The organism is Terrabacter sp. MAHUQ-38 (assembly GCF_014518425.1).
Lineage (GTDB): Bacteria > Actinomycetota > Actinomycetes > Actinomycetales > Dermatophilaceae > Terrabacter.
The window spans coordinates 22458-35195 of sequence record NZ_JACVCU010000004.1 but is presented as its reverse complement, the minus strand read 5'-3'; the positions used below and the strand labels follow the sequence as shown (position 1 = coordinate 35195).

Annotated in this window: 12 protein-coding genes; 4 read left to right on the top strand and 8 right to left on the bottom strand. The window is 72.5% G+C overall.

Annotated elements, in window-relative coordinates:
• Positions 1–4 precede the first annotated feature (4 nt).
• From purE to H9I49_RS15370, 8 genes are all read right to left on the bottom strand, one after another.
• Complete coding sequence (gene purE / locus H9I49_RS15405; RefSeq protein ID WP_188031291.1) at positions 5–565, bottom strand: 5-(carboxyamino)imidazole ribonucleotide mutase; 561 nt, start codon at positions 563–565, stop codon at positions 5–7.
• Positions 562–1764, bottom strand: coding sequence for a 5-(carboxyamino)imidazole ribonucleotide synthase (locus tag H9I49_RS15400; protein ID WP_188031290.1), 1203 nt, complete (start codon positions 1762–1764; stop codon positions 562–564). Before H9I49_RS15400 ends, purE begins: the two co-directional genes overlap by 4 nt.
• A 21-nt stretch (positions 1765–1785) precedes the next feature.
• Complete coding sequence (locus H9I49_RS15395) at positions 1786–2433, bottom strand: GtrA family protein (RefSeq protein WP_188031289.1); 648 nt, start codon at positions 2431–2433, stop codon at positions 1786–1788.
• A 64-nt stretch (positions 2434–2497) separates the two neighbouring features.
• A complete protein-coding gene (locus H9I49_RS15390) occupies positions 2498–3526 on the bottom strand; it encodes a HAMP domain-containing sensor histidine kinase (RefSeq protein ID WP_188031288.1) in 1029 nt (342 codons plus the stop codon).
• A 2-nt stretch (positions 3527–3528) separates the two neighbouring features.
• Positions 3529–4206 (bottom strand): response regulator transcription factor, encoded by a 678-nt coding sequence (locus H9I49_RS15385; RefSeq protein ID WP_188031287.1) that lies wholly within the window; start codon positions 4204–4206, stop codon positions 3529–3531.
• A gap of 150 nt (positions 4207–4356) precedes the next feature.
• The gene (locus H9I49_RS15380) at positions 4357–5181 is read right to left on the bottom strand and encodes an enoyl-CoA hydratase/isomerase family protein (protein WP_188031286.1); all 825 of its coding nucleotides are present in this window, start codon (positions 5179–5181) and stop codon (positions 4357–4359) included.
• 20 nt (positions 5182–5201) lie between these two features.
• A complete protein-coding gene (locus tag H9I49_RS15375; protein ID WP_255524020.1) occupies positions 5202–6320 on the bottom strand; it encodes an adenylate/guanylate cyclase domain-containing protein in 1119 nt (372 codons plus the stop codon).
• Between the two features lie 7 nt (positions 6321–6327).
• Complete coding sequence (locus tag H9I49_RS15370; RefSeq protein WP_370587595.1) at positions 6328–7191, bottom strand: biotin--[acetyl-CoA-carboxylase] ligase; 864 nt, start codon at positions 7189–7191, stop codon at positions 6328–6330.
• 24 nt (positions 7192–7215) lie between these two features.
• Here H9I49_RS15370 and H9I49_RS15365 point away from each other — a divergent pair, with 24 nt between their 5' ends.
• From H9I49_RS15365 to H9I49_RS15350, 4 genes are all read left to right on the top strand, one after another.
• Complete coding sequence (locus H9I49_RS15365; RefSeq protein ID WP_188031285.1) at positions 7216–8859, top strand: acyl-CoA carboxylase subunit beta; 1644 nt, start codon at positions 7216–7218, stop codon at positions 8857–8859.
• 14 nt (positions 8860–8873) lie between these two features.
• Positions 8874–9137 (top strand): acyl-CoA carboxylase subunit epsilon, encoded by a 264-nt coding sequence (locus tag H9I49_RS24500; protein WP_188031284.1) that lies wholly within the window; start codon positions 8874–8876, stop codon positions 9135–9137.
• Between the two features lie 109 nt (positions 9138–9246).
• Positions 9247–10956 (top strand): Stk1 family PASTA domain-containing Ser/Thr kinase, encoded by a 1710-nt coding sequence (gene pknB / locus H9I49_RS15355; RefSeq protein WP_188031283.1) that lies wholly within the window; start codon positions 9247–9249, stop codon positions 10954–10956.
• 64 nt (positions 10957–11020) lie between these two features.
• Complete coding sequence (locus H9I49_RS15350) at positions 11021–12718, top strand: DUF885 domain-containing protein (RefSeq protein ID WP_188031282.1); 1698 nt, start codon at positions 11021–11023, stop codon at positions 12716–12718.
• The last annotated feature ends 20 nt before the right edge of the window (positions 12719–12738 follow it).

Genomic DNA, 12738 nt, shown 5'->3' with positions numbered 1-12738 from the left:
GGGCTCAGTCGGAGAGCCCGCGGGCCACGTGCTCGCGCAGCAACGTGCCCTTGGCATGGGCCTGGTCGCGCAGGTCGGCCTGGAAGACGAGCATCTGCTCGCGCACGTCGGCGCCGAGCTCGTCGCCACCGGTGCCGACGATGCGGGCCGCCAGCAGTCCGGCGTTGCGGGCGCCACCGATCGAGACGGTGGCGACGGGCACGCCGGCCGGCATCTGCACGATGGACAGCAGCGAGTCCATCCCGTCGAGGTACTTGAGCGGCACCGGCACGCCGATGACCGGGAGGGGCGTCACGGAGGCGAGCATGCCCGGCAGGTGCGCGGCCCCACCGGCGCCGGCGACGATCGCGCGTAGGCCCCGCTCGGCGGCGCCCTGGCCGTAGGCGATCATCTCGTCGGGCATCCGGTGCGCCGAGACGACATCGGCCTCGTAGGGGATGCCGAACTCCTCGAGGGCGAGCGCGGCCTCGCGCATCACGGGCCAGTCGCTGTCGCTGCCCATGACGATGCCGACGACAGGCGGGGCGCCTGCGTTGCTCGGTGGCGTGGCTGCGGTCGCGCTCATTCCGTGATCACTCCTCGGAGGTAGTCGGCGGCATGGCCCGCGCGGTCGCGGGCGGCGCCGAGGTCGGTGGCGCTCACGTTGACGTGGCCGATCTTGCGACCCGGGCGCACACCCTTGCCGTAGACGTGGACCTTGGCCCCGGGGTCCCGCGCCATGATGTGGCGGTAGGCCGAGTAGAGCTCCTCGTGCTCCGGCCGGTCGCCGCCGAGGACGTTGGCCATGACCGTCCACGGAGCCAGCGGCCTCGGGTCGCCGAGGGGCAGGTCGAGGACGGCCCGCAGGTGCTGCTCGAACTGTCCCGTGACGGCGCCGTCCATCGACCAGTGGCCGCTGTTGTGCGGGCGCATCGCCAGCTCGTTGACGACGTAGGTCGGCTCGCCCGAGTCGCCACGCACCTCGAACATCTCGACCGCGAGGACGCCCGTCACACCGAGCTCGCCGGCGATCCGCAGCCCCGCCTCGGTCGCGACCGACGCGAGGCCCGGGTCGAGCCCGGGCGCCGGAGCGAGCACCTCGGTGCAGATGCCGTCGGTCTGCACGGTCTCGACGACGGGCCACGCCGCCGCCTGGCCGGAGGGGCTGCGCGCGATGAGCACGGCCAGCTCCCGGACGAAGTCGACCTTCTCCTCGAGGAGCAGCCCGCCCTCGAGCGGGCCGGGCTCGCCGACGCGAGCGAGCCAGTCGGCGAGCTCGTCGGCCGAACCGGCAACCGCCACGCCCTTGCCGTCGTAGCCGCCGCGGGGGGTCTTGGCGACGACCGGCCAGCCCACCTCGTCGCCGAATGCCGTGACCTCCTCGGCCGTCGTGGCGCGGGCCCAGCGCGGACACGCGATGCCGAGCCCGGTGAGCCGCTCGCGCATCGCGAGCTTGTCCTGGGCGAAGTGGAGCGCGGCCCGGGTCGGGTGGATGGTCACGCCGTCGTCCTCGAGAGCCGCCAGGACGTGCGCAGGCACGTGCTCGTGGTCGAACGTGACGACGTCGCACTGCCGCGCGAAGGCTCGCACGGCGTCGAGGTCGGTGTGCTCACCGACGGGTGAGCTCGGCACGACGAGGGCCGCCGCTGCGGTGTCGGTCTCGGCGAGCACGCTGAGCTGGATGCCGAGCTCGACGGCCGGGCCCTGCATCATCCGGGCGAGCTGTCCGCCGCCGACGACACCGACGACGGGGAAACCTCCGGGGGCGCGCTTCGGCTGGCTCACGTCGGCCAAGCGTAGTCGGACTCAGTGCAGCGGGTCGTGGGGGCCCGGGACGGCCTGCGCCGGCCGGCCGGTGACCTCGCCCGGCTCGTCGCCCTCGTCGTGCAGCACCACCTCGGCGTGGATCGGGTCGGCCAGGTCGGGGTGGTGCGTGCGCACGGCCGCGAAGGTCCACAGCTTGTTGAGCACGAAGGAGATCGGCGTCACGACGCCGATGACGATGAGCTGCGCCCAGTAGAGCCGCGTCCGGAACCCCGTCGAGTCGTCGAGCAGGGTCGTCGGCAGGTGCATCGGCGAGTCGCGGTGCATGAGCAGGGTCAGCAGCACGAGACCGACGACCTGGCCGAGCAGCCCGACGGCGAGGAACGGCCAGTACTCGTGCCACCACCGCGCGTGCCTCGCCGTGCGGAAGGTCCACGTGCGGTTGAGCTGGAAGTTCCAGAGGTTCGCGACGACGAAGGCGATCGTCGAGTACACGTGGTACCAGCGCACGTTGTACTCGGTCGCCGGAAGGCCGACGATGGCCTGCTCGAAGGCCGGCCCGAGCTTCTTGACGACGACGAGGGTGAGCAGGTTGACGAGCACGCCCGACGCGCCCACCGCCGCGAACCGGAGCAGCAGCACCCAGTTGTGGCGGTGGCGCACGAACAGGAACTCATGCAGCCGCCTCACGCGGGCACCCTACCCCGCAGAACCGGGAGTTCCGGGAGGGTTCGCCGAGCCCGGTGGAGCGGGCTCAGCCGGTTTCTGCCTCGGAGAGGAAGAGCGCGAACCGCGCCGGCTGGGCCTGCACGAGGTCGAGGCGTCCGCCGTTGGACTCGGCGAGGTCGCGCGCGAGCGCGAGGCCCAGGCCCGTGCTGCCCCCGGCGCCGCTGCTGACCGAGCGTTCGAAGATGTGTGGTGCCATCGCGGCCGGCACACCGTCGCCCTGGTCGCTCACCTCGACGATCACGGAGGGCCCGGACCGCCGCGCGTGGACGTCGACCGTGCCGCGGCCGTGGACGAGGGAGTTCTCGAGGAGCGTCGAGAGCACCTGCGACAGCGCCACGGGCGTCGACCTGACGAACAGGCCGCGCTCACCTCGCACGCGCACCGAGCGGCGCGCCTGCTCGAACGCCGGCTGCCACTCGCGCTGGAGGGCCGCGATGACGGAGTCGAGCGACACCGCGGGCGAGGGCCCACCGGCCCCGCGGGTGCGGCCGAGCAGGTCGTCGACGACGCGCGTGAGGCGCTCGACCTGGGCGATGGCGATGTTGGCCTCCTCCTTGACGACCTCGGCGTCGTCGGTCTCGGAGATCTCCTCGAGGCGCATGAGCAGCGCGGTCAGGGGCGTGCGCAGCTGGTGGGAGGCGTCTGCCGCGAAGTCGCGCTCGGCGGCCAGCGACTTCGTCATGTCGTGGGCCCGCCTCGTCATGACACCGGACACGTGGTCGATCTCGTCGATGGACGAGTGGACCGGCGTCAGTCGCGCCTCACCGGCGGCGAAGCGGGTCGCGAGGTCGACGAGCTCCTTGGACGAGCGCTCGACGTGCTGGCGCGTGCCCAGCGTGACGGCGTACGCGGCGAGTCCGCTGAGCGCCCCCACGACGAGCATTGCCGTGCCGAAGCGGGCCACCCCGAGCGTCGGCTCGGACCCGAGCCAGTCACGCACGACCTCGGGCCGCTGGGTGACGACCCAGGCGACGACCCCGGTCGACAGCAGCACGGAGAGCCCGGCGCACACCGCCGCCACGACGAGCGCCATCCGGTCGAGCGTGCGCCTCACGGTCAGTCGGCCTGGGGTCGCTCGAACCGGAAGCCGACGCCGCGGACCGTGGCGATGTACTGCGGTGACGTCGCATCGTCACCGAGCTTTCGCCGCAGCACCGAGATGTGCATGTCGAGGGTCTTCGTGGAGCCGAACCACGCGGTGTCCCAGATCTCGCGCATGAGCTGTTCGCGGGAGACGACCTTGCCCTGCTCGCGAACGAGGACGCGCAGCAGGTCGAACTCCTTGGCCGTCAGCTGCAGCTCCTCGCCCTTGAACCAGGCGCGGCGGCCGTCGGAGTCGATCCGTACGAGCTCCCCGGACGCGACGACCTCGGTCGGGGTGCGTCGCAGCAGTGCCCGGACCCGCGCGAGCAGCTCGGCGAGCCGGAACGGCTTGGTGACGTAGTCGTCGGCGCCGGCGTCGAGTCCCACGACCGTGTCGACCTCGTCGGCGCGGGCCGTGAGGATGAGGACAGGGATGGTGCGGCCCTCGGCCCGGATGCGGCGGCACACCTCGAGGCCGTCGATCTTCGGCAGTCCGAGATCGAGCAGCACGAGGTCGGGGTTCTCCTTGGCGCCGTCCAGGGCAGCCGCACCGTCCTCGCGCACGTCGACGTCGTAGCCCTCGCGCCGCAGCGCGCGCGCCAACGGCTCGGAGATGGCTGGGTCGTCCTCCGCCAGGAGCACTCGCGTCATGTCACCGTCCTCAGATTGGCCGGCCCGGGGGTGCACCGACCGTCGTGAGCCTATCGACAACAGCCCGATTTGCACCCCGACGCCCCGGGGACACGGCCAACGACCCGTCAGGGCCGCCGATGCGTAACGCCCACAGCGCAATCGGAGTCGTCAACGTCCGGGCCAGGTGGGCCGACGCTTCTCGGCGAAGGCGGCGACCCCCTCGCGCCGGTCGCCGGAGAACGCCGTCGCCCGCCAGCACGCGTCCTCGATCTCGAGGCCGGCGGCGAGGTCGACGTCCGAGCCGAGGCGCATGGCGCGCTTCGCGTTGCGCAGCCCCACGGGGGAGTTGGCCGCGATGGTGCGCGCCAGCTCGAGCGCACGGTCGCGGGCGGTCCCGGTGGCCACGACCTCGTCGACCGCACCGAGCTCGAGCGCCTCGCGGGCCGGGAGGCGGGCCGCCGTGAAGATCGCCCGGGCCGCCCGCGACCAGCCGACCCGGCGCACGAGCAGCTGGGTGCCGCCGCCGCCGGGGATGACCCCGACGCTCACCTCGGGCAGCCCGACCAGCGCGTCCTCGCCCGCGACGACGACGTCGCACGACAGGGCGAGCTCGAACCCGCCGCCCAGGGCGAAACCGTCGACCGCCGCGATCGCCGGCACGGGCAGGTCGAGGACGCCGCCGTATGCCGCCCGCGCCACCGGACGCTGCTCCATGAGGTCCGCGTCGGTGAAGGAGCTGCGCTCCTTGAGGTCGGCGCCGACGCAGAAGGCCTTCTCGTGGCTCGAGGTCAGCACGACGCAGCGCACCGTGTCGTCGGCGGCCACCTGCGAGGTCGCCGTCGCGATGGCGCGGGCCATCGCCGTCGAGACCGCGTTCATCGCCTCCGGCCGGTCGAGGACGACCTCGGCCACGTGCTCCAGCCCCGGGTCCTCGAACCGCTCGACACGGACGAGCGGGCGGTGGGCGTCGGGCGCGGTCGGCGTTGACGGCATAGGTGGGTCTCCTTGTGGGCTCACGCGTCGGTGCGCGAGGGTTCGGGGGTCTCGGGGTCCGGCGCCCGGGTCTCCGACACCGAGCGGCGGCCCGCGGAGGTCGCGCGGCGCAGCAGCGAGGGGGTCACCGGGCCGACGCCGCGCAGGATGCGCCGGCGCTGCCCCGTCAGCTCGAAGCCGGAGAGGTTGGCGAGCTCGCGCGCCATCGACGCGTCGACGAGGACGCTCCCCGCCTGGGCGACGGCCGTGAGGCGGGAGGCGCGGTTGACCGTCGTGCCGAAGACGTCACCGAGGCGGGAGATGATCGGCCCGCGAGCCATGCCGCAGCGCACGTCGGGCAGCACGTCGTCCTGGGTCATCGTCTCGACGAGGTCGAGCGCGATGGCGGCGGCAGGAGCGGCTCCGACGGTCGTGAAGAGCACCTCGTCGCCGACCGTCTTGATGAGTCGGCCGCCGTGGGCCGTGATGACGTCGGCCGAGAGCGCCTCGAAGCGTGACACGAGACGGGCCAGGTCCCGCTCGGACATGCGCCGCACGAGCGCCGTGAAGTTGACGAGGTCGGCGAAGCCGACGGAGCGCATCTTCGTCATGCCGTACGCCTCGGGGTCGGCGTCGGCGAGCATGCGCGACACCGTGGCCGACAGGTGCCGCCGCCACGCGTAGACGAGGAGCGGCTCGAGCCGGTCGGTCAGCACCGCGAGGCGCTTGGCGGTCTCGGTCGCGGTCTCGAGGCTCGGCACCGACCGCGTCTCGCCGTCGGCGTCGTCGCTCTCGTCGGCGAGCGCGGCGGACATGTGGGCCTCGACGGCCTCCGCGATGAGCTGGGACTGCCAGCCGGCGAGTCGGTCGGCAGAGCGGGCGAAGGCGCGCGTCATCGCGAGAGCCGTCGGCTCGTCGAGCAGGCCGTCGCGGACGATGCCGGCGACCGCCGCCAGCGCCTTGCGGTCGGCCTCGGTGAACAGCTCGTCGTCGGTGTCGACGACGGGGAAGCCGAGCGCGTGCCAGAACCTGCGCGCCGAGAGCAGCGACACCTCGGCGCCGCGGCTCACGTCGCGTCGGCGCAGCTCGAGCGGACGTCCGAGCAGCTGCTCGGTGTAGTCCTCGCTCGCCCGCCCGACTGGCTGGCCCGGCTCGGTCATGGCCCGATCATGCCAGCCCCGCGCCCGCGCGTCGGACGTGCACGACGTCGCCCGCCGCGAAGCTGCGCAAGGCCTGCTCCGTGCTCACGACGAGTGCGCCGTCGTCGTCGACCGCGGTGGCCGTCCCCTCGGCCGCCCCGCCCCCCGGCAGGTCCACCCGTACCCGCGCGCCGATGGTCGAGCAGGCCTCCCGGTATGCCGTCCGGGCCGCCTCCGCGCCACCCCGGGGTCCGGCGCCCGGAAGCACGGCGACGAGGTGGTCGAGGTAGGACACGAGGAGGTCCTCGCGACGGACGGTCGCCCCGGACAGCACCAGCGAGGTGGCCGTGTCGACCGGCAGCTCGTCGCGGGTCTGGTCGACGTTGACCCCCGTGCCGACGACGACCGCGTGTGCGCCACCGACCGTCACGAGCTCGCAGAGGATCCCGCTCACCTTGCGGTCGCCGTCGTCGGCGAGGAGCACGTCGTTGGGCCACTTGAGACGCGGGGTCAGCTCGTGCCCTGCGGCGGCCGACACCTCCCGCACGGCTCGCGACAGCGCCAGTCCGGCCAGGAGCGGCATCCAGCCGGCCTGCGTCCGGTCGCTCACCGGGACGGCGACGCTGACCGCGAGCGAGGCCCGGTCGGGCACGGTCCACGCGCGGCCGAGCCGTCCTCGCCCACCGGTCTGGTGGTCGGTGGTCACCACCCACCACAGGCCGCTGGGCGGCTCCCCCGGCCCGGCGGCATACGCCCCCGGCTCAGTGGCCAGCAGCTCGCGCAGCCGGGTGTTCGTGGAGCCGAGGGCAGGGTGGAACTCGACCCCACGCCACGGCCGGTCGGACGTGACCAAGGCCGCACTGACAGAGCCGGAGTCAAACGGATCGCGCACGTTTCCAAGGCTAGAGTGCCGGACATGGCAAGCGATCACGCCGTGGCAGAGCAGCCCACCAGCACCTCGGACGGACCCGACCTCAGCACGACGGCGGGCAAGCTGGCCGACCTTAAGCGGCGGGTGGCCGAGGTCGCGCACGCCGGGTCGGAGCGCGCGGTCGACAAGCAGCACGCGCGCGGCAAGAAGACCGCCCGCGAACGCATCGCGATGCTGCTCGACGAGGGCACCTTCATCGAGCTGGACAAGTACGCCCGGCACCGCAGCAACAACTTCGGCCAGGAGAAGAACCGCCCCTACGGCGACGGCGTCGTCACCGGCTACGGCCTCGTGGACGGCCGGCAGGTCGCCGTCTTCGCGCAGGACTTCACCGTCTTCGGCGGCTCCCTCGGCGAGGTCTTCGGCGAGAAGATCGTCAAGGTCATGGACTTCGCCATGAAGATCGGCTGCCCCGTCATCGGCCTGAACGACTCCGGCGGCGCCCGGATCCAGGAGGGCGTGGTCTCCCTCGGGCTGTACGGCGAGATCTTCTTCCGCAACGTGCGCGCCTCCGGAGTCATCCCGCAGATCAGCCTCGTCATGGGCCCGTGCGCCGGCGGCGCGGTCTACTCCCCCGCGATCACCGACTTCACGGTCATGGTCGACCACACGTCCCACATGTTCATCACCGGCCCCGACGTCATCAAGACCGTGACCGGCGAGGACGTCGGCTTCGAGGACCTCGGCGGAGCCCTGACCCACAACAGCAAGTCCGGCGTCGCGCACTACATGGGCACCGACGAGCAGGACGCCATCGACTACGTCAAGGCGCTGCTGTCCTACCTGCCGAGCAACAACCTGGAGAACCCGCCCGCCTACGGCGACGGCGAGGCCGACCTGAGTGTCACCGACGACGACCTCTGGCTCGACACCTGCATCCCGGACTCGCCCAACGTGCCCTACGACATGAAGCAGGTCATCGAGCACCTCGTCGACCCGGGCGACGACGGCCCCGACTTCCTCGAGGTGCAGCCGCTGTTCGCGCCCAACATCCTCACCGGCTTCGCCCGCATCGACGGCATGTCCGTGGGCATCGTCGCGAACCAGCCGCTGCAGTTCGCCGGCTGCCTCGACATCGACGCCTCCGAGAAGGCCGCCCGGTTCGTGCGCACCTGCGACTGCTTCAACGTGCCCGTCCTCACCCTGGTCGACGTTCCCGGCTTCCTGCCCGGCACCAGCCAGGAATGGGACGGCATCATCCGCCGCGGCGCCAAGCTCATCTACGCCTACGCCGAGGCCACCGTCCCCAAGATCACCGTCATCACCCGCAAGGCCTACGGCGGCGCCTACGACGTCATGGGCTCCAAGCACCTCGGCGCCGACATCAACCTCGCCTGGCCCACCGGGCAGATCGCCGTCATGGGCGCCCAGGGCGCCGTCAACATCCTCTACCGCAAGGAGCTCGCCGCCACCGCCGAGCAGGGCGGCGACGTCGAGGCCCGCCGCGCCGAGCTCGTCACGCACTACGAGGAGACCCTCGCCAACCCCTACGTCGCGGCCGAACGCGGCTACATCGACACCGTCATCAGCCCCTCCAACACCCGGATGAACGTCACCCGCGCCCTGCGCGCCCTGCGCAACAAGCGCGAGACGCTCCCACCCAAGAAGCACGGGAACATCCCACTGTGAGCACTGTCAGCGCTGTGAGCAGTGTGAGCGCCGGAACGGCCCCCGCGTCCGGCGGCGCAGCAGGCACCGAGGCCACCGTGCCGCCGACGATCCGGGTGTCCGGCAACCCCACGCCGGAGGAGGTCGCGGCCCTCGTCGCCGTGCTCAGCGCCGTCGGCGGCGGTGAGCCGGCAGGTGCGGACGACCACCCGCGCTCGGCGTGGTCCGACCCGTCGTGGCGGCTCGTCGGGCCCTCCCGCGCGAGTGGCGGCTGGCGCGCCAGCGGCCTGCCGCGGTGACCAGCGCCGGCCCACCGCAGGCTCTCCCGCACGCGGCGGCCCCGGTCGACGGGTCCACACCCTGGCTCGGTTGGCCGACACACCGCTCCCTCCCCTAGGCTTTTCGCTCATGTCCGTCGACTCGTCCGCCGTGGTCCGCCTCGCCCAGCGCTACACGCTGCGTGAGCGCATCGCCATCGGCGGCATGGGAGAGGTCCACCTCGCGACCGACGAGCGTCTCGGACGCACGGTCGCGGTCAAGGTGCTGGCCCCGGAGTTCGCCGACTCCCCCGACTTCGTCGAGCGGTTCCGTCGCGAGGCCCTCACGGCCGCTGCCCTGGCGCACCCCAACATCGCGCAGGTGTACGACTACGACGTCGACGGTTCCTCCCACTTCATCGTCATGGAGCACGTCGACGGCACCGACCTGGCGCGGCTGCTCCGGGAGCGTGGCCGGATCACCCCGGTCGACGCGGTCCGCATCGCCGAGCAGGTCTGCTCAGCGCTCGGGGTGGCGCACCGGGCCGGCGTCGTGCACCGCGACATCAAGCCCGGCAACGTCATGGTCCGTCCCGACGGCACCGTCAAGGTCACCGACTTCGGCATCGCCCAGGCGCTCGGCCAGGCCTCGCTCACCGACACGGGCACGGTGATGGGGACCGCCGCCTACATCTCGCCCGAGCAGGCCCGCGGCGCGACGACGAGCCCGGCGTCCGACCTCTACTCGCTCGGGATCCTGCTCTTCCACATGCTCACCGGAGCCGTGCCCTTCGACGGCGACACGCCCGTCGCGATCGCGATGCGTCACCTCGACGAGCCGGTCCCGTCGCCGAGCTCGTGCGTGCCCGGCCTGCCCGACGACCTCGACGAGGTCGTCGCCCGAGCCACGGCGAAGGCGCCGGGCGACCGCTATCCGGACGCCGCGGCCATGGCGCAGGCCCTGCGCCGTCGCGAGCCGGGAGCCGACGCGGCGACGCGGGCCCTGCCCCTCGGCGCGGCGACCTCGGTCCTCGGCGTGGGCGCGAGCACGGCGGCCCTCTCGGCGGTCGACGCCCCCAGCCCTGCGGCTCGCGCCACGGCCGCCTTCCAGGCCGCGCCGTCCGGTGCCGAGGCCGTGCGCTCCGCCGCGACCCCAGCGGCTGACCGGACCCCCGCCCCCGGCTTGCGCCGGTCCACGAACGAGCGCCGAGGTCGCAGGACCGGGCCGAGCGCCATCGTGTGGGTGCTCGTCGTCGTCGTGCTGGCCCTCGTCGCGGCCCTCGTCTTCGTGCTGCTCTCGGGCCCCGACCGCGCCACGCCGGGCGCGTCCGGCACCAACAGGTCGGCGAGCTCGCCGACCCCGGCGCCGTCGACGCCCCCGACGACCACTGCCGATGCGGACGGCTCCACGGTGCCCAGCGGCATCGTCGGTCAGCCGCGTGAGGCCGCCGTCAAGGAGCTCATCAGCAACGGCGTCAACGTCCGGTGGGTGCTCGTGCGCTCGACCAGTCCGGAGGGCGAGGTCCTGGGGACCTTCCCCGCCGAGGGTGAGCCGATGACACCGGGCCAGACCGTCGCTCTCGTCGTCAGCCGTGCCCACGCGCCCGACGAGGCCAACACCTCGTTCGTCGTGCCGCAGGGCCTCGTGGGCTCGGACGCGAAGCAGGCGGCCTCGCTCCTCGAGCCCGAGAAGGGTCTGCGCGTGACGCGGGTGACGATCGCCTCCGATGCCGCCGAGGGCCAGGTCGTGGGCACGTGGCCCGCCGTCGGTGCGCCGACGTCCGACGGGGTCGTCGTGCTCGTCGTGTCCGGCGGCTCCGCCGACGACGACAGCAAGGGCGACACCGGCAAGAACGACTGAGGCCGGCCACGCCACGGCCCGCAATCGGCTGGCCTGCGGGTCCGCGCTCGATTACGTTCGCCGGGTGACTGACAGCAGCGCGCAGACCGCGCGACCCCAGACCGACGTCGACCGCATCGCGGAGTCGTACTTCGACGCAGCCGTCGCCCTCAGCCCGATCAGCGCCACCTACCTCGGCGTGCCCGGACGCGAGGAAGACCTCGATGACCTGTCCCCGGCGGGCAACGCCGCCGCCTCCGAGCTGCGACGGGCGACCCTCTCCGAGCTCGCGTCCGCCACCCCCGCCGACGACGTCGACCGGGTGACGGTCGTCGCGATGACCGAGCGCCTCCAGCTCTCCGAGGACCGGTATGCCGCCGGGCTCGACGAGATGTCGCTCAACGTCCTCGCGTCGCCGCTCCAGGCCGTGCGCGACGTCTTCGATCTCATGCCACACGCGACGGAGGCCGACTGGCGCACCTTCGCGGTGCGCATGGGCAAGATCCCGGAGGCTCTCGAGGGCTACAAGGAGTCGCTGCTGCTCGCCCGGGAGCGCGGCCAGGTCTCGCCGCGACGCCAGGTCACCGCGTGCGCCGAGCAGTCGCGCGATCTCGTGGCCGACGACGGCTACTTCGCCAAGGTCGTCTCCGGTGCGACCGTCGGCGACGAGCCGCTCGTGGGCGAGGTCAAGGAGCAGCTCGCCACTGCCGCCGCGGCGGCCGCGAGTGCATACGGCGACATCGCGAGCTGGCTCGAGCGTGAGCTGCTGCCGCACGCGCCCGAGGCCGACGCCTGCGGCATCGAGCGTTACCAGCTCGAGTCGCGCTACTTCCTCGGCGCCGCGGTCGACCTCGAGGAGACCTACCGCTGGGGGCAGCAGGAGGTCGCCCACCTCCACGCCCAGATGAAGGAGATCGCCGAGGGCCTCGAGCCGGGCGCCGACGTCGAGCGCGGCGTCGAGCTGCTCGATGCCGACGAGAGGTACCACCTGCACGGCACGGATGCCCTCCGGGCGTGGATGCAGGAGCGGGCCGACGAGGTGATCGCCGACCTGAAGGACGTCCACTTCGACATCCCCGGCCCCGTCCAGAAGATCGAGTGCATGATCGCGCCGACCCAGACCGGCGGCATCTACTACACCGGGCCCTCCGACGACTTCAGCCGTCCGGGCCGCATGTGGTGGTCCGTGCCCAAGGGCAACACCGAGTTCAGGACGTGGAACGAGCTGACGACCGTCTACCACGAGGGCGTCCCGGGGCACCACCTGCAGGTCGCGCAGACCGTCTACCGGTCCGAGCTGCTCAACAAGTGGCGGCGCCTCGAGTCGTGGACGTCGGGCCACGGCGAGGGCTGGGCGCTCTATGCCGAGCGCCTCATGGCCGAGCTCGGTTACATGGACGATCCCGGCAACCGCATGGGTTGGCTTGCGGGACAGTCCCTTCGGGCCGCGCGCGTCGTCATCGACATCGGCGTGCACTGCGGGTTCGAGGCGCCGGACGAGGTCGGCGGTGGCGCATGGGACTACGACAAGGCGTGGACCTACCTGACCCGCTACGGCTTCATGGACGAGAAGATCCTTCGCTTCGAGCTCAACCGCTACCTCGGCTGGCCCGGTCAGGCCCCGAGCTACAAGATCGGGGAGCGCCTCTGGCTGCAGCTGCGTGACGAGCTCAAGCAGCGCGAGGGCGACTCGTTCGACCTCAAGGCGTTCCACCGCCGTGCCCTCGACATCGGCGGCGTGGGTCTCGACACCCTGCGAGCGGCCGTCCTCGAGGAGATCTGAGACCCGCCTACGATGACCGC